Consider the following 25,660-nt stretch of genomic DNA (forward strand, 5'->3'; position numbering starts at 1 on the left):
CTTTTTTCTCTTTGACCCGCTAAATATGATGGGGACAAAAGTAGCTCCATTGCTTGTTTCGAAAGATATAGAATTCAAACAAATTATTGTGAAAATCAAACAGGCTTATTGCGGAAGGCTAAAGGTGGTACACCAGCATGTTTTTTGAAATAATTACTGAAGTTTGCCGGTTCTTCGAAACCCAAGGCATAAGCGATTTCATTGATATTCCAGCTGCTATGTTGAAGGAGGGCTTTTGCTTCCTGTGTGATGCGCAGTGCGATGAGTTCTTGTGTGGTTTTTCCTGTATTTTGTTTCAAAGCCCTGTTTAGCGAATTGACATGGATGTTGAGCTGTTGCGCGTAATCCGTTGCATTTTTAAAACGAAGTAAATTTTCGGTGTCAATCGGAAATTGGCGTTCCAATAGTTCTAGAAAAAGATGGGAAATACGCTGATTGGCGTTTTGGTAAGGTGATATTCCCTCATTTGGCGCTAGTTTTAATGTTTCTAAAACGAGTAACTGCAGCTGATTCCGGATAATTTCATATTTGAACGAAAAATCAGATCGTAGTTCCGTATTCATCCGCTGAAAAATGTGATCGAAAAGATCGACCTGTTCATTCGTTAAGAAATAGACGGGACTACCACCCGGATTGAAAAAATGACTTTCTAGAATGTTATGGTTATAATGTTTGTCTTCTTGAATGAATTTTTGCGTAAAGAGACAGAACCATCCCTTTTGATCGGGATTGTCTGTTTCCCAAGAGTAGGGAACGAGCGGACTTGAAAATACAAGTGCGGGACGGTCAATAGGGATCCATTGATCGCCATAATGCAATTGACCCTCGCCGATCATAAGGGATATTTTGAAATAATCTTTTCTATTGTAAGGTGATTTTAAGGGACAATGCTCACGTGAAAATACGTTAAAATGAGAAATTTGTTCGGGTGAGGAACCTATTGGGTAATTGGATTCTCGAAATACCCGTTGATAGAAATCAATTATATTTTCAGAAGTTGTCATGATGCAAAGTTATAAAAATCAAACATTTCATGCTGCGCACTATTGCTCTTAGTCGGTCATTGATTCGTAAAATATGAATTGGAACAAAAAGAAAGGTCCCATCACGTCGTCAGCCATGACTAGCCCGGGTGATGAGACCTTATAAAAGGAAGCGATTATTAGGATCTCGATTTTAAAAATTCCTTGACAAATTCGTCGTCGTTTAAGTCTGGGTAGTCTTTATATACACGATCAATTTCTTCTTGCTGTCCCATGGATAGATTTTCGTCGGGATTCAGACACCAGATACCTTTCATCAAACCTTGTCTACGGAGCACCTCATGTAAGCCTGGTATACAGCCATGGAATGCATTTGCTGGGTCAAAAAATGCTGCATTACTGTCTGTTACAGCAATCGCTTTGCTCAGAAGGTGGCTCGCATGGAAGTTGTTGGGGTTCTGTTTGTATGTTTTTATTTCCCGAAGGAGTTCAACGGCTTTTGCCGTCCAAACAGCCCAATGGCCTAGTAATCCGCCTTTAAATTCTATGGAGACGTTTTCTCCAGCTACAGGGAAATTATACACGCTCATCAGATCGTTGACAATGTTGTCATCATTGCCCGTGTATAGGGCAATTTGGTTTCGCCGACTGGAGTTGGCTATTGCGCGCATGACGTCTAATGTCTGGTACCGGTTGAACGAGGCGCACTTGATAGCGACGACGTTGTCGATTTCGGCAAACTGCTGCCAAAAAGAATACGAGAAAATGCGGCCACCAACAGCGGGTTGAAGATAGAATCCAAAAACAGGAATAATGGCTGCTATTGCTCTAACTCGATCTAATATTGCATTTTCGGTCCAGCTTTGAAGTCCGCCCATACTCAAAAGTCCGATATCATAACCGTATTTAAGTGCCGTGTTTGCCTCCTGTATCGCTTGTTCTGTGGCACCGCAGATGCCTGCAATTTTGATAAATGGTCGTTGGAGCTCAGCTTTATCGACTTCTTCGCTAGCCCATCTCAATACGGTTTCAAAAAGGTTGATCTCAGGGTCCCGAATTTCAAACTGGGTTGAATGTACTGCGACAGCGATTCCGCCCGCTCCACTGGCTATGTAGTACTGTGTCAGGAGCCGTTGATGTACTTCGTCAATGCTGCGGTCCTCATTTAAGGCAAGGGGGTGTGCCGGAATAACCGTCCCTTCCCAAAGCAACTGTTGTAATTTGTTGTCTAAAGTTTTCATTAGAATTTTCCTTTTCGTTCTTGAAAGTGCGTGTCTTTATTCCATAGTTCGCCACCTTGGTTCAACCATTTGGCTGTAATGTCTATCGCTTCCCGTATGGTTGTTTTAGGATAGCCAAATAAACGATGGCATTCGGACGCGTTGTTTAGTAAAGCGGTTCCGGCGGGTTCATTCACAAAGATCGGCTTTGTGCTGAAATGCTCAGCGAAACGCTCTGCGATCCATCGTGTAGAAAGGATTTCAGGCCCTGTGACATTCAGTATTTTGGCTGGTGACTGACAATGCAGTAATGATCTTAAGGCAATTTCGTTGGCATCTCCCTGCCAGATAACATTGACGTTTTCGGTTGTCAAATCTATTGGGAGTTGCCCTTTGACCGATTTAGCAATTTCTACGAGCACGCCGTAGCGAAAATCCACCGCATAATTCAATCGGTAGATCAGGGTAGGTGTACCATTTTTCTTCGAAAAATACTCGAATATGCGCTCTCTTCCCAAACAGGATTGTGCGTATTCACCGACAGGCTCGGGAGTTCTTTCCTCGGAAACGCCGGCATTGCTTATCGGCACAAATGGCAGTACGTTACCCGAAGAAAAAGCAACAATGTTGGAGTCTCGAAAATGAGAAGCCACCATTCCTGGAAGATAGGTATTCATCGCCCAGGTGAAATCTTCATTTCCTGTGGTGCCGAATTTATGTCCTGCGAGGTAAATGACATTCGGAACTTGCGGAATCTTTTTGAGTTCTTCCTCATTCAGTAGGTCACAAGCGATGGTCTTTATGCCTAGATCTTCCAGTTCCTGTTGAAGTTCCTTGGTGGAAAAACGCGAAACACCAATGACCTTTTTGTCTATTCCTGCAGCTTGGATAGCCCTCATGGCTAGTTTTGCCATGCTTGGCCCCATTTTTCCGCCAATACCTAAGAAAAGGATATCACCTGTTATCTTTTTTATATCTTCAATTAGATCTAATGATGGTGCAAGTATTTGCTGTTCCAATTCCGCTAAATTGTTATGGTCCATGTCTGAATTATTTGATTAAATTATAGAAATTACTAAAAGCTAAAAAAACGAGTAATAGGAGTCCGAGGATAGCCCATAACCGCGTTAAGGGGCTGTTTCTGAGCGCGCCCATAATTTCTTTGTCGTTTGCGATCAGAAAGAGGATAATGCCAATAAAGGGAACTAAAAAAATGGTGATGCTTTGCGCAAAAACAATAAGCTCCAAGGGAAGATTTCCGAAGATCAGTGCGATGGCAGATCCAAAAATCATGACCAGCGAAATAAAGAGCTTCACTTTAGGGTGATTGAGATTGTTGCCGAAGCCAAAGGTATCGCCCAGTAACGAACCGCCTAATACGGCATTGCCGATCAAGGAGGAAAAAGAAGCCCCAAAAAGACCGATAAAAAAGAGGTGCGAGGCATAGGTTCCCAAAAGTGGTTCCAGTGCACGGCCCATCTCAGCGGCAGAATTTAATTTGATCCCTTGGGGGTGAAGCGTATTTGCGGCGCAGACCATAACGGCTGCGCTCATGATCCCAAGAATAATGATCCCTATCCGGCTTCCGATAATCTGCCGATCTGATATTTGTCCATTGGCGGATAATTTTCTTCTTGACTGAACGAGATAACTTTGATAAAAAGCGCCCACAATTGAAAAGCAGGAAGCTGTGAAAGCGATGATTAAGCCAACTGAAGAGGGAGGAATGCTCGGAATAAAGCCTAAGAAAAAGTCCTGTGCCGGTGTCTTTATCATAATCGCGGTGGAAAGAAAAGCAAATAACATCAGGATGATAAGTCCAAGCATGAGCTTTTCCAATAGTGCATAGAAGGACTTGAAGAACAGCAGTAAAATGCCGATGACATTAAAAACGATGATCCATATTTTGGGATTTGTCCCCGTTGCTTCCGAAACAGAAATGGAGACCCCAGTGGCATTTCCAGATTGAAAACAGGTTGCAACAAGGAAGATTCCGAGGCCGATGATGATGGCCGTTGTTTTACCAAATTTCTGGCGAATTAAAGTAAGTAAAGATTCGTCTCTCGCGATGCCGATACGTGCCGCCATATTGGTGAAAACCATCATAAAAAAGATCGCGACGACGACAACCCATAACAGGGAGAAGCCATAATCTGCACCCATTTTTGATGTGATGGTCATTTTGCTGGGCCCGAAAACCAGAGCGGCGGTAATGATGCCGGGCCCCAAGATGGATAGCCAATTTTTAAATAAGGATGGTTTTGGCTCGAGGTTGTTTTCCATGAGATTTATCGTAATGAAGTTAAATGCTGTTGGTTAATTTTAGGGGCAGAATTTCCAAAGTGTGTACGGATATAATTGGTGATTTCAATGACCTCTTCATTTTTTAGGAATGAAAAAGATGGCATTGCGCTCTCGTATTTGACCTTGGCTATTGTTTTGTCTTTCAGTCCATGGAGGATAACCTGCAATAAAGGTGCTGGGTCGCCGTTGACAAGAGCTGAGTTGGCTAAGGGGGGGAAGGTATTTGTTAGCCCCATTCCATCTGCTTTATGACAAGAAGCGCAATAGGCTTCGTATAAGGCTTGACCACTTTTGGCAGGAGAGTTGACCGCATTGGCAGCGACGGGTTTAATCATTGGCGCAGCGGCTTTATCGGTAATACGGAGACGATAGATCACGTCGTCATCGGGCTTTGGAAATCCCTTTTGCGGATTCCAGTCACGGTTGCTTGAACAGAAATAAATGTCCCCATTGGGTAAGGTCAATACGGATCTTAGCCGGCCAAGTTGATCTTTGAATAGGATCTTCTCATCGACGATCTGCTGCCCGTTGGCAGATAATTTTAGGATACGTAAGGACTGATTTTTTAAAGTCGCGAGCAATAAACTGTGTTTCCATTCGGGGATAACGTTAGAACTGTAATACGCCATACCGGATGGTGCGACGACTGGAGTCCATGATTTAATGGGTTCCTGTCTTGGGGAGCTTTTGGCAATAGCTTTTTCCTTTTCCGTATCAATCATACCTTCGATCTGTGGCCAGCCATAATTTTTTAGCGGTTGGATCAGGTTGATTTCATCTTCGATGGCATCGCCATGTTCAGATGTGTAAATTAAGCCTTTCGCATCATGGGTAAGTCCTTGCATGTTTCGAAATCCCCATGCATATACATAGCTGTTTGCAATTGGATTGTCTTTTGGGATGCTTCCGTCGAGATTGAGGCGTAAGATTTTGCCATTTAATGAGGTGCTGTCTTGCGCAAAGGTATCACTTGCTGCATCACCTGTAGCCCAATACACTTTTTTGTCTGTCGAAACAATAACTCGGGAGCCGTTGTGTCCTGTGTTTCCAGGGATCTGTAAAAGCAATTTTGGGTTTGACAACTTGCCTGCCGTATGATAATCGTAGCGATATAAGTTGGAGAAAATAAGGCTGTCCTTTTTACTGGTGTAAGAAAGGTAAAGATAGGCTTGTTGCTGTTCGGGTTGATACAGTGCCATCCCTAATAGTCCCAGGGTGCGCTGGTGGTAAACGTCGGTCAGGCTGTCCACCAAAGTAACAACTTTTGTTTTCGTATCCAGCCTTCGTATACTTCCTCCGATTTCAGAAAACAGAATGGCGTCGTTGACCCGGTCATATTGTAAATCCCATGGCACATGGAGTTTTGTAGCTTCTTTGGTTAGCGATAGTATGCTGTGCTCCAGTTGGATGTTGTTTATTGGTTTACTTTCTCTTTCTGTCTCGGAAGAACAGGAAGATAGTAGCGGGATCAGCGATACAAGCCAAATATAGGTTTGTTTTTTCATATAGGATCTACGGTTATTCCTTTGATTTATTTGGTTAGTCAAATGTAGTTGAATAAAAATAAATATACAAAAAATAAGTTAAATTGTATACAAAAATATTTTATCAGTCTACAGTAAATACGATTTAGTTTATAATTATACAGCTAAAAGAGCGACGTTGTGGAATTGTCACGAACTTGTTAGCCGCCCTATTTTTGTAAAAAAGTAAAAAAAATATTGAATTGTATACAAAAAATATATATTATTGTATTCACTATGATAATTATGGAAATGCAATTTAGACCATATTAGGGTCGAGCGTTATGTTTTCTGAAAAAATACCAATAAACTAAAGAGCTTATAAATCATTTATTTAACCACTTTAACCTGAGTATTCATGATACTAAAGCAGATTAAAATCCGGGATGTAATAAACAGGAGTTGCCTTTTGGTGGGGCTACCTTTTATTTCGATGGCTGCATTGGCAAATGTACCTTCTTCCCTTAATAATGGAAAGATTCCGATCTCGGATGTTTTAAACCCTTCGCCGGGTTTAGCAAAATTTCAGCAGCAGCTTGTCGGGCAAGTGCTGGACGCCAAAGGGCAGCCACTGTCCGGTGTGGAAGTGCGTAACCTTAAAAATGCAACTGTTACCGTTACGGATCAAGAGGGTCGTTTTAAATTAACGGGTTCCGTTTCAGATCAGATTCAATTTCGGTTAATCGGTTTCAATACAAAAGTGGTGTCGGGCAAAGATGTGCAGGCTTTGGTGCTTGATGCGAGCGAAAATGCGCTGGATGAAGTGGTTGTGGTGGGGTATGGTAAGCAGAAAAAAGGCAACTTGACCGGCGCAGTGGCCAGTGTCAATTTTGACCAATCGACTTCAAGTCGGGGTCTTTCCAATGCTTCCCAGGCATTGCAGGGTGTTATTCCCGGCCTTGCGGTGAGTCAGAACTCGGGGATGGCCGGAAATAATGCAGCGGATCTTTTGATCCGGGGTTTGGGGACGGTCAATAGTGCTGGACCGCTGATCGTGGTCGATGGGATGCCCGATGTGAATATGAACCGTGTGAATGTGAATGATATTGAAAGTGTGACCGTGCTAAAAGATGCCTCTTCGGCTGCTGTATACGGTTCCAGAGCGGCCAATGGGGTTGTATTGATTACGACAAAGTCTGGTAAAAGAAACAGTAAGACGGCTATTTCCTTTAGTGCCAACAAATCGCTGGTGAAACCTACGCGCTCTTTTGATTTTGTCAATAATTATGCAAAAGCAATGACGGCGACTCAAAGGGCCCAGGCTTATAATACCGCCGCATCTGCATTCAATTTTAAAAATGGAACGATCGATGAATGGTTGGCTTTAAGTATGATCGACCCGAGATTGTATCCAAGTACCGATTGGTGGGATGTTATTCTCCGCAATGGTCAAAGTGGGAATTATAATGTTTCCATTAATGGGGGAACTGAAAATAATAATTACTATTTATCTGTGGGTATGCTGGATGAGAAGGGGATACAGATCAATAATGATTTTAAACGTTATAATGCTGCATTTAACTTCGAAACAAAAGTAACCAATACCATTGGTGCTGGGGTCCGGTTCTCTGGAAACTGGTCCGATTATCGGTATAACTACGAGGATGGTATGACTGCTAACTCGACAAGTGGGATGGATTTGTTTACCTCACCAGCAGGTATATTGCCTTATGATCCTATTACCGGTTTTTATGGCGGTGCAATGTCTTACAATGAAAGTCCGCAGGCCAATAATATTTATGCGGATTACATGACGCGCAACCAAAACCACATGAATCAAAAGCAGGCTTTGGTGAATGGTTATTTAAACTGGAAGCCGTTTAAAGGGTTTGAGGCTAAAGTGGATTATGCCCTAAATTATGACACGCGTTTTCAATGGAAGGCAGATATGCCGACAAAATTATATAACATCCGGACGGGATTGTCTATCCGGGATCTTGTGCCGACAAATGATGGGATATATAATACAGACCGGAACAATTACAAAACACAGCTGAACTTCAAGCTGAGTTACGACCATAAGTTCGGCGCCAATCATGATTTCTCTGCTTTGGCCGTGTATTCGGAAGAATATTGGAACAATCGCGTTTTGGCGGGTAGTCGCTTAGATCGTTTACATCCGAGCTTACATGAAATCGATGGTGCTTCGGAGGATGTACAAAATGTATCGGGATCATCATCAGCAGAAGGTTTGCGTTCTTATATCGGACGACTGAATTATACGGCTTTTGGAAGGTATATGTTTGAAGGGAACTTCAGGGTAGATGGTTCGTCACGCTTCTTGCCGGGTGATCAATATGGATTCTTTCCTTCTGCCGCGGTAGGCTGGCGCATCTCGGACGAGGTATTTATGACAGCCTTCAAGGATAAGATCAGCATGAGTTCGGCTAAATTTAGAGCTTCCTATGGTTCTTTGGGTAATAATAGCGGTGTGGGCCTGTATGAGCAAAAGCAATCTTTGGTCTCCAGTCCTTATTATTTGATCGATAATAGTACAGGGACAGGTTCCGTGGTAAAAGGCCTGATCAATAAAAAACTGATCAACTATGATCTTACATGGGAAAAAACACGTGTGTTTAACCTGGGGTTGGATCTTGGGTTCTTTAAAAATAAACTGACGGCCGAGTTTGATTACTACGAAAGAAAGACGATCGGTATGAACAGGCCTTCGGATGTATCCATGCATCTGACGGGTTTATTCGCTGCTCCCCGACGTAATATTGGTGATATGATGAATAAAGGGCTGGAGGCAAATGTTACCTGGAATGACCGAAAGGGGGATGTGGGTTACATGCTGAACTTCAATGTAGGGTATAACAAGAACAAGCTGCTGTCTTGGAATGAGCAGTTGCAAAGAGGTTCGGTATTTATTGATATGCCTTATAATTTTATCTATGCTTTCGAATCGTTGGGCATTGCTCAGTCTTGGCAGGATGTCTATAATGCTGTTCCTCAGGGCGCTTCTCCAGGAGATATTTTGTTGAAAGATGTCAATGGTGATGGCAAATTGGATGCGAATGACCGTGTGGCATATCCAGCTTATCAGTTGGGCAGGCCAAAGGTGAATTATGGATTTAGGGGTTCGGTGGATTACAAAGGTTTTGATTTTTCTTTCCTGTTGCAGGCTGCCACAGGAAGAAAGGAATTTTGGATGAACAAAGCGAATTCGAACTTTTTAGGAACGGCAAATCAGGCTATTACGGAAGATCAGTGGAATAATATGTGGAGCCTGGACAATCGCGATGCTGATTATCCTAAGTTACTTCCAAGTACATTAGGATCGACGAGTCCAAATGCGTATTTGAGCACATTTTGGCTGCAAAACATGTCTTATTTAAGGGTGAAAAATCTGCAGCTTGGCTATACTTTTAAGAAAGAATTACTGATGAAGCTGGGTATCCAGAAGTTGCGTGTATTTGGTTCGGTAGATAATTTGGCGGTTTTGACGAGTTTTAAAGGCTTAGATCCGGAGAAAAGTACCTATACCAATGATGCATATCCGATGACGAAGAGTTTTGTGGTTGGACTGAATGTAGACTTATAATATTTGAACTTATGAAATCGATATATAACATATTGTTTATTTCTTCTTTGCTGCTTCTTGGTTTGTCCGCGTGTCGCAAAGATTTGTTGAATCAGAATCCAACAACAACGCCAAGCTCTGAAACGTTCTGGGTGGACGAAAATGACGCGCTTGCTGCATTAATGGCGAACTATTCCATATTTAGACCTTGTTTTGATCGCGACTATCATTTTGATGGACATGGAGATTTCCTTAAAATGTACAATACTGGTGCGGCGCCTATTTCATTAACGGTCAATAGTCCGATGAATTATGGCTCCGGTGCATCGGCAATGTATAGAGCATTGTATGGATCTATATTCAGTTCTAACTTTGTGATCGAAAATACCAATGCGCGTTTGTTGCCCGTAGCAAAAACTGATGCTGTAAAACAGACCTTGGAAACTATCGTGGCGGAGGCCAAGTTGTTGCGCGCCATTGCATACTTTAGATTAATTTCCCTATGGGGTGATGTACCTTATTTTTATAAATCGGCGCCGGCGCCCATAGAGGCTGATACAGTGCGGAGAATGCCTGTTGCACAGTTGAAAGATTCCATTATGGCTGATTTGAATTATGCTGTGGACAAATTGCCGAATAAGGGTTCTGCAATTGGACGTGCCGGTAAGCCTGCAGCGTTGGCCTTCCGTGGTAAGTTTCAATTGTACTGGGGTTCGTGGAAGAAAAATGGATGGCCCGAATTGGATGGGTTTGTGCAATCTGCTGCAGACGCTAAAACGGCCTATACTGCGGCCGCCGCGGATTTTAAGCGTGTGATCAATGATTTTGGTATCAAAATGTTTAGAAATGGTGATCCAGGTTCATGGGGTGAATTGGGGAAGGCTGATGTGCTCCCAAACTATTACTATATGTTTATACCTTCTACGGGCAACCTGAGCCAGGATGAAGAGATGGTCATGGTGCTGACACATGGCGGTGTGGGGACAAAACAGAGCGAGGAATACCAGCGGGTATGGACCGGGCCATTGGTGTCTTTGGGACAGAACCAAGCTATTCCGCGTTATGAATTGGCCGACCGTTATCAATCTACCATTACGGGAGATTTCTTGCCAAAGATGGTTCAGCTAGATCCGGTGAAAAATCCGGCAGCACGTACTACGGCAAATTCAGCGGTGAACCCTGAGTCGTACCGTAATCGCGATTATCGCATGAAAGCGACTTTGTTGTGGGATTACGAATTGATTATGAGTATGAGCCCTACGGAAACGACAGGTTATATTCCTTTTGTCTACAAAACTTGGGGCGCTGCGGTGACGGTTAACGGTGTATCTTACAAAACTTCCTTCACCGATAATACCACAAATCTCTCGGGATTACAATCGCGTAAATTTGTGCGCAATTATGGTGGTGTAGCACGTAGTGATGGAAATTACAATTGGCCTTTGATGCGTATTGCAGATGTGTACCTGATGTATGCGGAAGCAACCAATGAGATCGGTGGTCCACAGGCGGATGCGATTGATTTGGTTAATAAAGTCAGACGCCGTGGTAACCTGCCTGCGCTTGCGGGTGCTAAAACATCTTCTCATGATGCCTTTTTTGACGCCATAGAACAGGAAAGGATTGTGGAGTTGTTTGGTGAAGGGCAGCGTACGTTTGATCTGCGGAGATGGCGTAAACTGGAAACAGTATTTGGTAAACCTTATGGTGATGGAAAATGGTTCCAGGATAGTTTTGGGAATAATTGGGAGCGCTTTTTCTTCAATGAGTCTGAGTTGACTTATCAAAAGTGTTATATCTATCAAATCCCGGAAACAGAACGTTCGAGGAATCCGAATTTAACACAAAATATACCTTGGAAATAATATGGTAACACTTGACTGTAATAAGATGAAATATACATTATTTTTAATCGGGATGCTGTTCGTTAGCTTGTCCGGTTGTAAGGATGATTATCCAATGGATGAGGATGGTTTGTTGATCACGACCAGGTCGGAATGTTATGTCAGTAGTTTTGAACTGTTGGGCGCCGATTTTCAGACGGTACGGACCAAAGCTGCATTGGTGGATACCGTTGAGCAAACCGTAAAAGTGGAGGTGCTCTTTGGTACGGATTTGAAAAATCTATACCCACAGTTTTCATTGGTCACCGATGCGGTGTTAGATCCTAAGATTTTAGGAAAACAAGATTTTTCCAATTTGGATGCGCCACGTGAATGGACTGTCGTGTCTGGAAATAGAAAGGTTCGTAAGACATATAAAGTTTATTTGACAGTACAAAAGTAAGTGAGCTGATGAAAACAAATTATTTAAAAATAGGGCTACTGTCCATCGGATTCGGGCTCTTGCTGTTAGGTTCTTGTAAAGAAGAAGCTTATGAAATTCCAAAAGCAAAGGATGGTTTGCAAAACGATGTTATTAAACGCTCTTTAGGGCCAAATGTGGTTGGGGCTACCATAGACTTTGCTTATGCTGCGGCGATATTGCCAGATCAGGGGAAGCTCACATCGATTGCTGTGGAAGCCAGCATTGCGGGTGATGAGGGTACTGTGCTTGAAAACAAATCGTATTACACCAGTAGTACAGGGGCAGATGTCGGTGTCGTCGTTGGTGATCCTGCGACAGTAAACGGGAATAACATGGAGGTGAAATTTACAAAAGATACCTCCGCTTCAACGCTGCGTTATAGCTACAAAATACCGGCAGCAGCAAAAGGTAAATCGGTCACTTTTACGTTCAGGGCGAGGTCCAGTAATGGGCAGGAAATTGCGTTGAAGACCGAAGCTTATGCGATTCGTAATATGGATATGGCTTTGGACTTGATCGGGAAAGACGGCGCGGCCTGCTTTTTTTCTGTGGCCGACCTAAAATGGTATACTGCTACCGAAGCGGCAGCAAACCCGGATAAAATTGATTTGGTCTATTTGTACCGGGCATTGCCAACGGTGACTTATGCACATTCTTTGGTTGCTCCCACGACGGATGCCAGTTATTTGCCGAGTTTCACCTTACCTGTGGGGTTGACAAATAAAACGAAGATCGTGAAGGCTTGGACCGTGCGCGATCAACAATTAGCGCGATTGCAATACAGTGTATTTGTGGACGATGTGGATTTGAAAGATAAATCGTTCGTAGATGCGCCTGATTTTGCGATTAATTTAAAAGCTGAATCAGGAATATGGCTGCAAACGGCTGATGGTAAATACAATGCTTATGTATTTGTCAATAGCGTAAATAATACCACGAAAGAAATGAAGATCAGTGTAAAAAGGTTGCAAGTAAAATAAAGATATGGGTGCAAGGATATGGCTAAAAGTTAAAGGTACTATGCTGGGGATCGCTTTTATGGCGATCCTTGGAACGTCCTATGGGCAGCAGGCAAAGGTTACTTCGATAAAGGGAAATGGACAACGCCTGCAGGTTCAGGTGGATGTTCCGACGGCCGGTGTCTATACCTTGGTTTCTGAAGGCGAGGTTACCGATTTGGATAAAATTAAAGCGGCAGATAAAACAGGTATGATGACGCTGTATGCGATGATTGATGTTCGCGCTGCACGATCGACCAAACGGATCGTATTTGACAGCTTTAAAGGCGCGAAGCAAGATCTTGGTAAATTTTATTTTGAGAAAGGGAAGCAGATGATCGGCATGCAATTGCCAGCTTATTTTAAGATTAAAGCTGTTTCGATCAATGCCTTTGTGCCTCCAGTTGCGCCAGCTGCGGCAGAAAATTATAAACCAAAGATTGTTCCGCCTGCAGGTCACCCGAGACTATGGGTTAACAAAGAATCTTTGCCGGTCGTTAAGGCGCGGTTGGAAGAAGCGGAGCATCTAGAAGCTTGGGGGAAAGTGAAAACACTTGCGCAACAACCTGTTCAATTTATTTTTGATCCGAATAAGGAAATGTTTTACGATGAAAAGCTCGAACGTGCCATTGAATCAAAAGCGTTTTATTACCTCATGTCCGGTGACGAAAAAATAGGTAGGGAAGCGGTCAGGCTGGCAGATCAATACTTGACGATGTTGGAATTTGGGAATGTTTCCTATGGTGATATTACACGCGAGTTGGGTCGTGCAATTTATACGGGAGCATTGGTGTATGACTGGTGTTTCTCGTTGTTGGATGTACGCGTTAAGACCAATCTGCATAAAAATATGATGCGTCTGGCGCAGGATATGGAGATTGGCTGGCCTCCTTTTTTTGGTATCGAAAGTATTATCAATGGACATGGGAATGAGGCGCAGGTGTCACGCGATTTGCTAGCAATGAGTATTGCGTTATATGATGAGGATCCTGTACCTTACAAGTATACTTCGTATTCTATTTTGGAAGAGTTGGTGCCGATGCGCAAGTTTGAGTATCAGTCGCCGCGCCATAATCAAGGTGTTGATTATGGTGGCTATCGCTTTGGATGGGAAATGCATGGGGCATGGTTGTATTATCGCATGCTTGGCTATCCGGTTTTTGACGATAACATCAAAAATATGCCGTATTACTGGTTGTATATGCGAACGCCTGACGGAAAAATGTTACGCGATGGGGATATGTTTAATGTAAAGTACAACAGCAGTGCTGATTTTTATTGGAAAAATCCGCAGACCATGTTGCTTTGTTACGCCTATTCAGGCAACCCGGTAATCAAGGCTGAGTTTGTCAAGCAGGGCGGTTTGCCTGACAATCCAATCTTGTATCTCCTCTTGGATGATCCAAAATTGAAGCCGGATTTTGACCGAGAGAAAATGCCGTTGACGAAGGATTTTGGACCCATCTTAGGATCTATGGTTGCCCGGACAGGCTGGAGCGAAGAAAATGGAAGTTCAGATGTGGTTGCAGAAATTAAAGGTGGCGGTTATCATTTCGGCAATCATCAGCATGCTGATGCAGGGGCTTTACAGATTTATCATCATGGTATTCAGGTTGGTGATCTTGGTTTGTATCTTTCTTATGGCTCCCCTTATGATTTTAACTTTAATAAGCGATCGGTTGCGCATAGTATGCTTTTAGTGCGTGATCCTGCTGAGCCGCTGTTATTTAGGACGAAAACAAACGATGGTGGGACTCGGTTTAGCCAGCGTTTTCCACGCACGGTTGAGGAGGTGTTAAGTGACTCCTGGTACCATACCGGAGAGATCAGGGCATCGGCATTTGGCAAGGATCCCATTCAGCCGAGCTATAGCTATTTCAATATGGATCTAACGGCCGCATATACTGCTAAAGTAAAATCCTATGCAAAAAGCTTCCTGTTTTTGAATTTGAAGCGGAAGGATGTGCCTGCTGTCATTGTCTTATTGGACGAGCTTAAGACCAATGATAAAAAATTCGAACCCTACTGGCAAATCAATACGCTTGAAAAGCCTGTACGAAGTGAAACAGGTTTTGTGTTGACCAGTAAATTTAAAAATGTTGCTGGTGCTACCTATGTTGATCTGCTGAAGCCGCAATTAAAAGACTGTGCAGTGAAATTGTATTCGGGTGATTCTACTGCTTTTGTTTTTGGTGATCTTTATCAGGTCAAGTCTCCTTGGCCTGAGGCTAGGGGAACACGGATTATGGTTTCGCCTAAACAGGAAAGTGATCAGGTTAGTTACGCTTCGGTTTTTCAGATGACGGAGAGTGGCTCATCAAAATTACCGGTGTATGCTGAGGAAAAAGCGAATTATTACCTCATAAGAGTGGCTGATCGTTTACTGGTGGTGGCCAAACCAAATCAATATCTTAATGAACCCATTGAATTTGCTGTGCCGGGAGATCAATCGTATGAGGTTGTTGTGGTGGGTTTGAAAGATGGTTTCTGGAATATGAAAAGTTCATTAAAAAATAGTAGCTTTAATATAAATGTCCTGAAAGGGAATCATACAACCAGTTGGAAATCTAAAGCCGAAACTATTTATTTATCGCCAGGGAGACAGTATGGTGCCCAAGAAGGAAAGAATAATTAAAGAATACATTGTTTAAATTTTTTTAATGATTTTGTATTCTTATTTTTGCATAAAATTGTATACAATATGAAAGAGGATTCGCTTGCCTATAAAGTTTATTTAGAAGTACGTAAGAAAATTTTGTCCAGTCAGCTAGCTGGAGGGGCAAGATTGGTAGAGAGTGCTTGGGCGGATAAGATGACGGTGAGTCGAGTGGCTGTTCGTGAGGCTTTTATGCGGTTAGCAGGTGAGAGTCTGGTTGAGTTTGGTGAAAAAGGCGGCTGCTTTGTGAAGAAAATGACGGTCGAAGATGTGAAGGATATTCGTGAGCTGCGTGAGTTGTTGGAAATAGGTGCATTAAAGATTCTGTTTTCAAAGAAAAGTAAAGAGCTTATCGAAGATTTGGAGCTGATCTGCAACGATTTTTCTGAGATGGTCAGCAAGGGGTATTATGGTGGAGCTTGTGAGGCGGATGTTCGTTTTCATGAGCGGATTATTGAGGGGACCTGCAATTCAAGATTAATTTCTATTTACAAGAATAGTAACATCCCCTTATTTCATATGAAACTCGGGGCTATTATGGGGCAGATGGAAGATTACCTGGATACGGAGAAGGAGCATCGCGCTATTGTTGATGCGCTGAAAGCGGATGATTGGAATAAAGCCTATACAACCTTAGTTCATCATTTGGATCGCGGAGAGCAGGAAGCCTTGGAACTGGTTTAATATTTTTTGGATTTTTATAGTGGGTCTATTGTTTACAATAGACCCTTTTTTGTGCTATTCCACTGTAATAATTGTCCTTTTTCAGCTTCTGTAATCATAAGTCCCTGAATGCCTTTTGGGTCTAAAGCACAATTTGTTGGATTCTTCCCCGGTGTAGGTATTTTCTCTGTCGTCTTGTTTTTGGTATTAATGGATAGGATGTGTTGTGATCCATAGATAGCGGCATAAAGCTGGTTGTCCTGATCGAAAGCGATTCCATCTGGGCCGATACTACCGCCTGTTTCTATGAATTTTTCGATGTTTTCCACCTGTTGTGTCAAGCTGTTCCAGTGCATTTTCCAGATCCATTTTGTGCCTGTTTCAGCGACAAAAAGCGTGCGCTTGTCTGCCGCAAAGGCCAATCCGTTTGGGTAAAAAAGGCTTGTGTGGATTTTCGTAAGCTCATCCTGTTTATTTAGACAGCATAGGTAGCCTGTGCCATCTTCCAGGTCATTTCCCGGGCAGGAGAATAGTAGGTTTCCGTCGGTGTCAAAACATAAGTCGTTGGGCATTTTTAATGGCTTTCCTGCGATTTCTGTAACTATTGTCGTCGTGGTTTTGTCGAAGGGATCATAGCGACGGATGCTGTTTTGTTGTGAGTCGCAAAACCAAATCACTCCTTTCTTATCGATTGCAATGCCGTTGGGATGTCCGCCCACAGTTATCCTGCTATGCTGATTGTCTTTGTAATAAACTAAGTTTCCTGCTTCTTTCTCCACAAGCCATATGCCACCCGCTCGGTCGAAAGCGGGGCCTTCTGGGAAAAGAAGTCCTTCAATGAGAATGTTCATTTTTAAAAATTTTAAAATTTATTTTAAATGTATACAAAAATATTGTAATTTGGTATACATAAAGTAATAGGTATTGAAATACATATTACTGATGACTGCAGCATGTTTAGCAGTCATCGTCCAATTATAACAATAACAAATAGCAAAACTTTTAATAGGCATGCAAGAAAATGAAAAATCAGCCGCAATACTGCGGGAGAATGCAAGATGGATACCTGGTGGAGTGGTATCGTTAAATCGAAAGTCAGATCCGAATATCTGCTTCGTCAAAGGAAATGGTAGTTTGGTCGAAGATATTGACGGGAATAGCTACATAGATTATCAAGCTGGATTTGCCGCATCCTTTTTGGGACATAATGACCCGGATGTCAATGCCGCCGTGTTACAGACATTGCAGGAACAGCAGGTATTGATGGGGGCTGGGCCAACTTTACTGGAAGGTGAGTTTGCGGAGCTTTTTTGTCAGTCTGTTCCTTCGGTGGAGAGTGTTCAGATTACAACGACAGGATCGGAAGCGACTTACCATGCGATCCGTATTGCCCGTGCGGTAACAGGGCGTGACCACGTGATCGTTATGCAGGGGGGCTACAATGGTTGGCATAACGATGTGGCCTGCAATGTGATCAGTCAACGTGCAGATGTGGGTTCATATCAAAGTCCGGGGGAATATCCATTCGATTCATTGAGTGCTGGCGTTCCCAAAAATCACAGCGATTTAGTACACATTGTCAACTACAACGATTTGGAAAGTGTGCTGTATGTGGTTCAAAAATATGATGTTGCCTGTATTTTGTTGGAGCCAATTCTGCAGAATATCGGTATTGTAAAGCCGAAGGAAGGTTACTTGGAAGGCTTACGCAAGATGGCGGACGAGCATGGATTTCTGTTGATCTTTGATGAAGTGAAAACTGGATTTAGACATGCGCTGGGGGGCTATCAGTCGATCTGTGGTATTCAGCCGGATCTTTCAACCTTCGGAAAGGCGGTTGCAAACGGCTACCCATTGGGTGTTATTGCAGGAAAGAAAAAATATATGGATTACTTTGTCGATCCTGATAAGTCGAAGCGCGTTATGATTGCCGGTACTTTTAATGCTTTTCCTTTAACGACTGCGGCGGCGATCGCGACCCTGAAAAAACTAGGAAGCGCCGAGCATCGTGTTTATGAGCACGTAGAAGCACTTGGTACGCGTTTGGAACAGGGATATAACGAAATATTTCCTAAATTAGGCGTACCATTTTATGTTGCACGTCAAGGATCTGCCTTCTGTACATATTTTATGGACCATGCGCCAGTCAATTTTCATGATATTTTGGATAACCACAACTTTGAACTGGATACCCAATATCGTAAAAAGCTTATTAAAGAAGGGATTTTCAATTTCCCGGCACCAATTAAACAAGGAAGTATCTCCTTTGCGCATACGGAGGATGATATAGACAGAACGTTGGAGGCAACTGAACGCGTAATAAAAAGTTTGTAAACCCTAACTATGAAAATAACCGCTATTGAAACCTTTGTATGCCATGCGCGCATGCGAAATTGGATTTTTGTCAAAATTATGACCGATCAGCCCGGACTTTGGGGCTGGGGCGAAGCCACCTTGGAATGGCATACGCAAAGTGTGGTCGGAGCAATCAAAGATATTTCTCAATTGTTGATCGGTGAAGATCCGCGTCGTATTGAATACCTGTGGCAGATGATGTATAGACAGCACTTCTGGCATGGAAACGGGATCGTTCGCGGTACGGCCATCAGTGGTATCGACATCGCTTTATGGGATATTTTAGGAAAAATTCACAATGTTCCTTGTCACGAGTTGTGGGGAGGTCGTGTACGTGATTATATCCGTTTGTATTGTCATTTAGGGGGAGGTCGAATGGAGGATTTTTATGAGACTGCTCCGGATGATGCCAAACGATTTGGTGATCTTGCACTAAAAGCTGTTGATGAGGGTTTTACCGCTTTTAAATCGATGGCTGTTCCAGAGACAATGTCCTTAGAAGGTCTACGCCCAATTAAATATGCTGAAGCTTGCGTGAAGGCGATGCGTGACGCTGTTGGCGATGATATTGATATTATGGTGGATTGCCATGCGCGGCCAAGCCCTCGAATGGGGATGCAATTTGCGAAAGCATTGGAGCCGTATGGTCTGTATTTCTTTGAAGAGCCATGCTGGCCAGAGACCATGGAAGATATTGCCTTGATCCAACGTGCTGTCTCAACACCCATTGCTTCTGGAGAGCGTTTGATTGGTGTACATGCATTCCGGGATATGCTCGAAAAGCGTGCTGTAAGTGTTATACAGCCAGATATTACCCATTGTGGCGGTCTGACTGAAGCGCGTAAAATTGGAGCCTTGGCCGATGCGTATCGGGTATCTATGGCACCACATAATCCACAGGGACCCGTGAGTACGGCAGCTTCCATTGAACTGGGGTTTGCAACACCATCCTATATTATTTGTGAAAGTGTGCATAAGGACGTCGAATGGCGTCAGGATGTGGTTACCGAAGGATTTACGGTGCAAGAGAAAGGGCGGATTGTTCGTCCGAATGCGCGCGCTGGTTTGGGGATTGAAATCAATGAAGCAGAGGTAAAGAAGCACCCTTTTCAACAGGAAATATTACAGCGAACCTTCTATAAAGACGGTAGTGTAGGGGATTGGTAGTCTAAAAATAGCGATAATGGAGGAATATAAGAATAAAGTCGTATTGATCAGTGGGGGGCTTGGTGATATCGGAAGGGCCATGGCTGAAGCATTTTTGACCCAGCAGGCCATTGTATGTATCTCGGATCGGTTTGAACCTCATGTGGCTAGAGCGCGGTGGCCCTTGTTGGATGACGCTGGAGCGAGCCTATTTTATGATCAGGTCGATGTGGCGGATGGTAGACAGGTGGACGCTTGGGTGACACGGATAAGGCAGGAGCTGGGGGCAATTTCCATCTGTATCGCGAATGCCGCATGTGTCACGATTAAAAATTTCAGCTCGTTAAGCAATGAGGAATGGAAGAATGAAATGGCCGTTAATCTCGACGGTTCATTCTTCTTGGCGAATGCCTGTGCGAAGTCATTTGTGGAGACTGAGCTTGCAGGTTCGATCGTTTTTATGGGTAGCTGGGCCGCACATGCCGTACATCAAAATTTACCGGCCTATAGTGTCTCTAAGGCTGGCCTGCGTATGCTTTGCCAAGCCATGGCTCTTGAATATGCAGCATATGGAATTCGTGTCAACGAGATTGCGCCTGGCTATGTCAATGCCGGCTTGAGTAAAGTTGTCTGGTCATCGAATACTGAACTTCAAATGAAAGCAAAGGCTGTGGTGCCACTCGGGCAGATTATTGAAGCTGAAGAGGTTGCAAAACAGGTGCTTTGGATCTGTTCAGACAATTGTAAACATATGACTGGTACCGCAATTGTGATGGATGGTGGACTGTCTTTGATTAGACCCTAATTTATGAAACAGAAAGACCTCTTGAAAGAAACGACAGGTAGCTTGTGCGCACGATTTGGACTTAGCCAATGTGATATTACTCCACCGGTCGGTATCTATTCCCGTAATTGGGGGGCGGCTGCATTTGACCAGGCAACGGCTGTTCATCAGCCTTTGATGATGCATTGTCTATATATGCAATCCTGGGATGGCTTGCCCGCAATTCTGCTAACAGCTGATTTAGGCTGGTGGAAAAATGCAGCTGATGAACAAAATTTGCGATTAGCATTGCTCAGTCATTTTAATCTGGCTGAATCGCAGCTGATTTTTGCGCTATCGCATACTCATGCCGGGCCTAGTATCTGTTCGACAGATTCAGCGCAACCTGGAGGTGAACTGATTTCGCCCTACCTTGAATTCCTCAAACAACAGGCGATATCTTGTGTTGAAATGGCACAAAGTGGGCTGTTTAACGGAAGTCTAACCTGGAGTTATGGTGTATGTGATTTGGCCAGTAATCGCGATCTGGAAGTGGACTCTCATTATCTGATTGGTTATAACCCCCTGAAAGAAGCGGATACAACCTTGTTGGTCGGACGGTTATATGATGAAACTGAAACCTTAAAAGCTGTTATTTGTAATTATGCCTGCCATCCAACCAGCTTTGCTCACGAGAACGATTTGCTCTCACCCGATTTTGTTGGCGAAATGCGAAATACAGTAGAGCGCTCGTTATCCGTGCCTTGTCTTTTTTTACAGGGTGCATCAGGTGATTTGGCTCCACGGAGACAGTATGTAAAAGATCCGGCACTGGTCGAAGCCAACGGGAAGCAGTTGGGCTATGCTGTGCTTGCGACGCTGGCCCAGGAACAGCGTAGTCATAAAAACTGGGTTTTTAAGGAATCTTTAATCTCGGGAGCTCCACTGGCCTGTTGGGGATTTCGGGAACAGCGCGCTTCAACCGATTTTAAGCAAAAGGTATTATCGATCAAAGTGCCTTACAAAAAGCTGCCTAGTCCCGAAGCAATTTTGAGTGAATACGAACGCTGTACGGACCGTGTTATGAAAGATCGCCTTTGGCGGAAATATAATACCCGCAAATCTATCGGCGATCAAGAGGATGCTATTATTCCGGTGTGGATCTGGAAAATGGGGGATGCTGTCTTAGTGGCGCAGGCCAACGAAGCTTATTCCTGTTATCAAATCGAAGTGAGAGCCGAATTTCCAGATCATACAATCGTTTTTATCAATATCGCGAATGGTTATGTGGGTTACCTCGCACCGAAGGAGCTTTATGATAAGGATATTTATGCCGTGTGGCAAAGCCCCTATGCCAGCGGTGGTCTTGAAATACTTATTGAACAAACTAAATTAGGAATTCAAACATTATTGACCGATGAAACTCGATTGGATTGATGTCGTTATTTTTGCCGTATATATTATTGGTATAGTGGTATTGGGCTTATACGCTTCGAAAAAAAACTCCGCCTCGAAGCGGGACTATTTTCTTGCAGGCGATAAGCTGCCCTGGTGGATGATTGGGGGGAGTATCATCGCTGCAAATATCAGCAGCCATCATCTTGTTGGCGCTATGGGCGCTGCATATAGTCGTGGTTTTGTCGCAATTACGCTAGAATGGGGAGCAATTCTAATCGGTTTTAATGCATTATTATGGATATTTCTCCCTTTTTATATCCGTAACGGTTTATATACGATACCTGAGTACCTCGAAAAGAGATATGGCAACGCTACCCGGGTGCTTTATGCTATCTTGATCTTGTTTACTTATGTATTTGTGGAGATTGGGGCAGTGCTTTATTTGGGCGGTCTGTCGCTGCACGCCTTATTCGGCATTCCAATTTTATACAGCATTTTTGGAATGGCTATTTTGACCGGTTTATATACCGTATTAGGTGGGTTAAAAGCGGTGATATGGACGGAGATGGTGCAGCTTGTCATTTTGGTGCTGGGAGGAATCGTATTAACTTTTGCCACCATAGATGCTGCAGGAGGTTTTCAGTCTGTGGTAGAATCCTCCAAGGATTGGAAAATGTTTTATCCCGCTTCTGATCCTGACTTTCCTTGGACCATGTATTTAGGCGGATTGTTGTGTATCAGCGTGTTTTATTGTGCTACGAACCAGTTTATTGTGCAACGCGTATTGGCGGCAAAAAATGAATGGCATGGGCGTATGGGAGTTATCTTTGGTGACTATCTTAAATTTTTGGTTCCATTGATTATTACTATTCCAGCATTGGTGGCTCCAAAATTCCTGCCGCATCTCGATCAGCCCGATTTGCTGTTTGCAACACTGGTGGAAACCTTATTGCCCAAAGGTCTGGTAGGGTTGGTGATGGCTGGATTAATTTCGGCGATCATGTCCCATATTTCAGGAGCGATCAATTCCTGTACAACAATTCTGACCGTGGATATCTATAGTCAGTATATTAATAAAAATGCAAGCGACTACGAAGCCGTCCGTTTTGGTAAGCGTGCCGGAGTCGCTATTATTGTGCTCGGAATCATGAGCGCGGTCGTGCTGATCAGTTATTCGGATAAACCAGTTTTCCTTTATTTGATGAATCTGTATGGTCTTTTTACGCCAGGCATTGCAACGATGTTTTTAATGGGGGTTTTTTGGAAAAGAACCACATCGCAAGGTGCTTTGACAGCAGGTTTATTGACAATTCCCCTTTCTTTACTTTTGGAATATACATTACCTGAAATGCCGTTTTTTAATAGAACAGGCATTGTATTCTGGACTTGTATGCTTGCTTGCACAGTGGTCAGTTTGTTGACACCTGCGGTCTCCGAAGCAAGGTTGAAAAATCTGGTGTTGACGGGCGATTCTTTTCAGGTGCCAGATCAGGATAAAGCCGCTTACCGTGGATTTCGAAATCCGACCTTATGGTGGATCATTATAACGGTGTTGGTGCTCTATTTTTATGTACGTTATTTTTAGCTTAACTTGTTGACTTGTTAGACTCTTAAAACTTATCCAGATGATCGACCCAATACTGAAAGAATTAAATGCCAAGATAGCGGCTGTTTTTCCAAAAATCGTTTCAATACGCCGACATATCCATCAGCATCCTGAATTGTCTTTTCAAGAATACGAGACAAGTGCCTATATTCAGCAACAACTCCGGGAATTGGGTATACCATTTGAGGTTGTCGCTCAAACAGGCGTTGTGGCTGTACTGACCGGCCAGAAATCTGCGAGTGATGATATTGTGGTATTACGGGCTGATATTGATGCGTTGCCGATAGATGAGCAAAATGATGTGGACTATAAATCGAAGAATAGCGGTGTCATGCATGCTTGTGGTCATGATTTTCATACGGCTAATCTGTTGGGGGCGGCATCCCTATTAAATGATTATAAAACTGAGTTTTCCGGTAAAATTGTACTGCTATTTCAGCCTGCTGAGGAAAAGATTCCCGGGGGAGCGATTCAGGTTTTGGAATCCGGGATTCTGGAATCTTTTGGTGGAACAATTAAAGCTGTGCTGGGTTTACATGTGAGTCCTCGTGTTTCGGTAGGAAAAGTCGGTTTACGTTCCGGCCGGTTTATGGCCTCGAGCGACGAATTCTATTTCACCATTAAGGGACGTGGTGGCCATGCTGCGGAGCCACATCGGGCTGTTGATCCCATTATGATCGGCGCACAGTTACTCACCACATTACAGCAAGTTGTCAGTCGGAAAGCCAACCCTGATGTACCATCTGTATTGACCTTTGGTCGTTTTATTGGAGATGGCGCTGCCAATGTTATTCCCGAAGAAGTCAAATTAGCGGGAACATTTCGTACCATGGATGAGGTATGGCGCAAGGAAGCGCTGGAAATGGTTGCTGAAATAGCCGCAACGCTTCCCGTATCGCTGGGTGCAAAGATAGAAGTTGAAGTACGCCATGGTTATCCCGCACTTTATAACGATCCCGCATTAACACAAAAAGTCAAAACAATTATCGCGGAAACGATGGGCAATAGTGTGCCACAAGATCTCGAAATCTGGATGGCAGCCGAGGATTTTGCTTATTATTCTTATCGTTATCCCTCGTTATTCATGTTAATAGGGACAAATAACGACGATTCTACCACCCAATATGGCCTTCACAATCCACAGTTCAATCTGGATGAAAAGGCTTTCGAAACATCCATAGCTGTTTTGGTCAATGCAGCTATTTCTCTTTTGAATGAATCAAATGAATAGAAAAAAATTCCTGATGTCCTCTTTTGCATTTGGACTATCCTATGCCGTTAATGCGAATAACAAGGTGTTCTCGAGGCAAGAGAGCGTAAAAAAAATAGGAATCATCGGACTGGACATTACACACGCCGTTGCTTTTACAAGAGCGATTAATACGGCTGCCAGCAATCATCCCTATGGAAAATTCAGGGTTGTTGCGGCTTATCCCTATGGAAGCAAAACAATCCCTTTAAGTATCGCGCGTATTCCGAAAATTACAGCGGAAGTGCAACAGCTCGGGGTTTCGATTGTATCAAGTATTGCCGAACTATTGAAGAAAGTAGATTATGTGCTTTTGGAGACAAATGATGGAAATCTACATTTGGAACAGGCACTTCAAGTAATCAAAGCTAAAAAACCTTTATTTATCGATAAACCAGTAGCGAATTCCTATGCGGACGCTTTCAAAATTTTTGAAGCAGCAAAAAACTACGATTGTCCTGTTTTTTCCTCAAGCTCATTGCGTTACATTAATGGGCTTCAGGAATTGGATCGAGCCAATATTATTGGGGCTGATGTCTATTGTCCGGCGGTAACGGAACCTTCACATAAGGATCTCTATTGGTATGGCATCCATGGGGTTGAAATGTTATTTGCGTTGATGGGACCGGGATGTCGTTCGGTAAGGACTGTTCAGGAAGAGGGTACTTCGTTTTATGTTGGGGACTGGGCGGATGGAAGAATTGCCTCACTCCGTGGCATTCGCGAGGGGAAGGATGATTTTGGTGGTACGGTTTTTTTAAAAGATCGGATTGTGCATTTGGGACAATTTATGGGCTACGGCCCCTTGTTGGATAAGATCCTTCCGTTTTTCGAAACGGGCGTAAGTCCGGTGGACGAAAAGGAAACCTTGGCAATATGCGCATTTATTGACGCCGCCGAAGAAAGTAAATTAAACGGTGGCAAGGCAGTTCTGCTTCAAAAATAGAGGCGGCGGTTTCAAAAATA

General features: G+C 43.4%; 19 protein-coding genes. 13 read left to right on the top strand and 6 right to left on the bottom strand.

Annotation, left to right across the window (positions count from 1 at the left end; translation table 11 throughout):
• Window positions 1–95: 95 nt before the first annotated feature.
• The 5 genes from AB1Z56_RS02655 to AB1Z56_RS02675 all read right to left on the bottom strand — a co-directional run bounded on the left by AB1Z56_RS02655 (window position 96) and on the right by AB1Z56_RS02675 (window position 6,012).
• Window positions 96–1,004, bottom strand: a complete 909-nt coding sequence (locus AB1Z56_RS02655; RefSeq protein ID WP_426790993.1) for a helix-turn-helix domain-containing protein — start codon at window positions 1,002–1,004, stop codon at window positions 96–98.
• Window positions 1,005–1,162: 158 nt separating this feature from the next.
• Window positions 1,163–2,224 (bottom strand): dihydrodipicolinate synthase family protein, encoded by a 1,062-nt coding sequence (locus tag AB1Z56_RS02660; RefSeq protein WP_426790994.1) that lies wholly within the window; start codon window positions 2,222–2,224, stop codon window positions 1,163–1,165.
• The gene (locus tag AB1Z56_RS02665) at window positions 2,224–3,246 is read right to left on the bottom strand and encodes an NAD-dependent epimerase/dehydratase family protein (RefSeq protein ID WP_293897733.1); all 1,023 of its coding nucleotides are present in this window, start codon (window positions 3,244–3,246) and stop codon (window positions 2,224–2,226) included. Before AB1Z56_RS02665 ends, AB1Z56_RS02660 begins: the two co-directional genes overlap by 1 nt.
• A 7-nt stretch (window positions 3,247–3,253) precedes the next feature.
• Entirely contained in the window at window positions 3,254–4,486 is a 1,233-nt protein-coding gene (locus tag AB1Z56_RS02670) for an Nramp family divalent metal transporter (protein ID WP_293897736.1), read from the bottom strand.
• A 5-nt stretch (window positions 4,487–4,491) separates the two neighbouring features.
• Window positions 4,492–6,012: a PQQ-dependent sugar dehydrogenase gene (locus AB1Z56_RS02675; RefSeq protein WP_426790995.1), complete on the bottom strand. Its 1,521-nt coding sequence runs from the start codon at window positions 6,010–6,012 to the stop codon at window positions 4,492–4,494.
• A gap of 376 nt (window positions 6,013–6,388) precedes the next feature.
• Here AB1Z56_RS02675 and AB1Z56_RS02680 point away from each other — a divergent pair, with 376 nt between their 5' ends.
• From AB1Z56_RS02680 to AB1Z56_RS02705, 6 genes are all read left to right on the top strand, one after another.
• On the top strand, window positions 6,389–9,574 hold the full coding sequence (locus AB1Z56_RS02680; protein WP_426790996.1) for a SusC/RagA family TonB-linked outer membrane protein: 3,186 nt from the start codon (window positions 6,389–6,391) through the stop codon (window positions 9,572–9,574).
• An 11-nt stretch (window positions 9,575–9,585) separates the two neighbouring features.
• Complete coding sequence (locus tag AB1Z56_RS02685; RefSeq protein WP_426790997.1) at window positions 9,586–11,418, top strand: RagB/SusD family nutrient uptake outer membrane protein; 1,833 nt, start codon at window positions 9,586–9,588, stop codon at window positions 11,416–11,418.
• A 25-nt stretch (window positions 11,419–11,443) separates the two neighbouring features.
• On the top strand, window positions 11,444–11,839 hold the full coding sequence (locus AB1Z56_RS02690) for a hypothetical protein (RefSeq protein WP_426790998.1): 396 nt from the start codon (window positions 11,444–11,446) through the stop codon (window positions 11,837–11,839).
• Window positions 11,840–11,847: 8 nt separating this feature from the next.
• Window positions 11,848–12,840 (top strand): DUF4466 family protein, encoded by a 993-nt coding sequence (locus tag AB1Z56_RS02695; protein ID WP_426790999.1) that lies wholly within the window; start codon window positions 11,848–11,850, stop codon window positions 12,838–12,840.
• Between the two features lie 4 nt (window positions 12,841–12,844).
• The gene (locus AB1Z56_RS02700; protein ID WP_426791000.1) at window positions 12,845–15,493 is read left to right on the top strand and encodes a hypothetical protein; all 2,649 of its coding nucleotides are present in this window, start codon (window positions 12,845–12,847) and stop codon (window positions 15,491–15,493) included.
• Between the two features lie 66 nt (window positions 15,494–15,559).
• Window positions 15,560–16,198, top strand: coding sequence for a GntR family transcriptional regulator (locus tag AB1Z56_RS02705; RefSeq protein WP_286801560.1), 639 nt, complete (start codon window positions 15,560–15,562; stop codon window positions 16,196–16,198).
• Window positions 16,199–16,230: 32 nt separating this feature from the next.
• Here the strand turns inward: AB1Z56_RS02705 and AB1Z56_RS02710 are convergent, their stop codons facing one another.
• On the bottom strand, window positions 16,231–17,028 hold the full coding sequence (locus AB1Z56_RS02710) for an SMP-30/gluconolactonase/LRE family protein (RefSeq protein ID WP_426791001.1): 798 nt from the start codon (window positions 17,026–17,028) through the stop codon (window positions 16,231–16,233).
• Between the two features lie 160 nt (window positions 17,029–17,188).
• Between AB1Z56_RS02710 and AB1Z56_RS02715 the strand changes: the two genes are divergently transcribed.
• From AB1Z56_RS02715 to AB1Z56_RS02745, 7 genes are read left to right on the top strand one after another with little or no spacing between them, the layout of a single operon-like run.
• Window positions 17,189–18,511 (top strand): aspartate aminotransferase family protein, encoded by a 1,323-nt coding sequence (locus AB1Z56_RS02715; protein WP_426791002.1) that lies wholly within the window; start codon window positions 17,189–17,191, stop codon window positions 18,509–18,511.
• A gap of 9 nt (window positions 18,512–18,520) precedes the next feature.
• Window positions 18,521–19,699, top strand: coding sequence for a galactonate dehydratase (dgoD, locus tag AB1Z56_RS02720; RefSeq protein ID WP_426791003.1), 1,179 nt, complete (start codon window positions 18,521–18,523; stop codon window positions 19,697–19,699).
• A gap of 16 nt (window positions 19,700–19,715) precedes the next feature.
• Window positions 19,716–20,483 carry an SDR family NAD(P)-dependent oxidoreductase gene (locus tag AB1Z56_RS02725; protein WP_309361784.1) on the top strand — a complete coding sequence of 256 codons (768 nt, stop codon included), beginning with the start codon at window positions 19,716–19,718 and terminating at the stop codon, window positions 20,481–20,483.
• Between the two features lie 3 nt (window positions 20,484–20,486).
• A complete protein-coding gene (locus AB1Z56_RS02730; protein ID WP_426791004.1) occupies window positions 20,487–21,878 on the top strand; it encodes a hypothetical protein in 1,392 nt (463 codons plus the stop codon).
• Window positions 21,859–23,424: an SLC5 family protein gene (locus tag AB1Z56_RS02735; protein ID WP_426791005.1), complete on the top strand. Its 1,566-nt coding sequence runs from the start codon at window positions 21,859–21,861 to the stop codon at window positions 23,422–23,424. The genes AB1Z56_RS02730 and AB1Z56_RS02735 overlap by 20 nt, the downstream gene beginning before the upstream one ends.
• Window positions 23,425–23,464: 40 nt before the next feature.
• Window positions 23,465–24,676 (top strand): M20 metallopeptidase family protein, encoded by a 1,212-nt coding sequence (locus AB1Z56_RS02740; protein WP_426791006.1) that lies wholly within the window; start codon window positions 23,465–23,467, stop codon window positions 24,674–24,676.
• Window positions 24,669–25,640 carry a Gfo/Idh/MocA family oxidoreductase gene (locus AB1Z56_RS02745; RefSeq protein WP_426791007.1) on the top strand — a complete coding sequence of 324 codons (972 nt, stop codon included), beginning with the start codon at window positions 24,669–24,671 and terminating at the stop codon, window positions 25,638–25,640. The genes AB1Z56_RS02740 and AB1Z56_RS02745 overlap by 8 nt, the downstream gene beginning before the upstream one ends.
• Window positions 25,641–25,660: the final 20 nt, after the last annotated feature.

It is taken from the genome of Sphingobacterium sp. WOUb80, assembly GCF_050058145.1.
Classification (GTDB): Bacteria; Bacteroidota; Bacteroidia; order Sphingobacteriales; family Sphingobacteriaceae; genus Sphingobacterium.

Bases quoted from the DNA above. Each gene is read 5' to 3' on its own strand.
- AB1Z56_RS02655 (WP_426790993.1), bottom strand. From the start codon at position 1,004: ATGACAACTTCTGAAAATATAATTGATTTCTATCAACGGGTATTTCGA.
- AB1Z56_RS02660 (WP_426790994.1), bottom strand. From the start codon at position 2,224: ATGAAAACTTTAGACAACAAATTACAACAGTTGCTTTGGGAAGGGACG.
- AB1Z56_RS02665 (WP_293897733.1), bottom strand. From the start codon at position 3,246: ATGGACCATAACAATTTAGCGGAATTGGAACAGCAAATACTTGCACCA.
- AB1Z56_RS02670 (WP_293897736.1), bottom strand. From the start codon at position 4,486: ATGGAAAACAACCTCGAGCCAAAACCATCCTTATTTAAAAATTGGCTA.
- AB1Z56_RS02675 (WP_426790995.1), bottom strand. From the start codon at position 6,012: ATGAAAAAACAAACCTATATTTGGCTTGTATCGCTGATCCCGCTACTA.
- AB1Z56_RS02680 (WP_426790996.1), top strand. From the start codon at position 6,389: ATGATACTAAAGCAGATTAAAATCCGGGATGTAATAAACAGGAGTTGC.
- AB1Z56_RS02685 (WP_426790997.1), top strand. From the start codon at position 9,586: ATGAAATCGATATATAACATATTGTTTATTTCTTCTTTGCTGCTTCTT.
- AB1Z56_RS02690 (WP_426790998.1), top strand. From the start codon at position 11,444: ATGAAATATACATTATTTTTAATCGGGATGCTGTTCGTTAGCTTGTCC.
- AB1Z56_RS02695 (WP_426790999.1), top strand. From the start codon at position 11,848: ATGAAAACAAATTATTTAAAAATAGGGCTACTGTCCATCGGATTCGGG.
- AB1Z56_RS02700 (WP_426791000.1), top strand. From the start codon at position 12,845: ATGGGTGCAAGGATATGGCTAAAAGTTAAAGGTACTATGCTGGGGATC.
- AB1Z56_RS02705 (WP_286801560.1), top strand. From the start codon at position 15,560: ATGAAAGAGGATTCGCTTGCCTATAAAGTTTATTTAGAAGTACGTAAG.
- AB1Z56_RS02710 (WP_426791001.1), bottom strand. From the start codon at position 17,028: ATGAACATTCTCATTGAAGGACTTCTTTTCCCAGAAGGCCCCGCTTTC.
- AB1Z56_RS02715 (WP_426791002.1), top strand. From the start codon at position 17,189: ATGCAAGAAAATGAAAAATCAGCCGCAATACTGCGGGAGAATGCAAGA.
- dgoD (WP_426791003.1), top strand. From the start codon at position 18,521: ATGAAAATAACCGCTATTGAAACCTTTGTATGCCATGCGCGCATGCGA.
- AB1Z56_RS02725 (WP_309361784.1), top strand. From the start codon at position 19,716: ATGGAGGAATATAAGAATAAAGTCGTATTGATCAGTGGGGGGCTTGGT.
- AB1Z56_RS02730 (WP_426791004.1), top strand. From the start codon at position 20,487: ATGAAACAGAAAGACCTCTTGAAAGAAACGACAGGTAGCTTGTGCGCA.
- AB1Z56_RS02735 (WP_426791005.1), top strand. From the start codon at position 21,859: ATGAAACTCGATTGGATTGATGTCGTTATTTTTGCCGTATATATTATT.
- AB1Z56_RS02740 (WP_426791006.1), top strand. From the start codon at position 23,465: ATGATCGACCCAATACTGAAAGAATTAAATGCCAAGATAGCGGCTGTT.
- AB1Z56_RS02745 (WP_426791007.1), top strand. From the start codon at position 24,669: ATGAATAGAAAAAAATTCCTGATGTCCTCTTTTGCATTTGGACTATCC.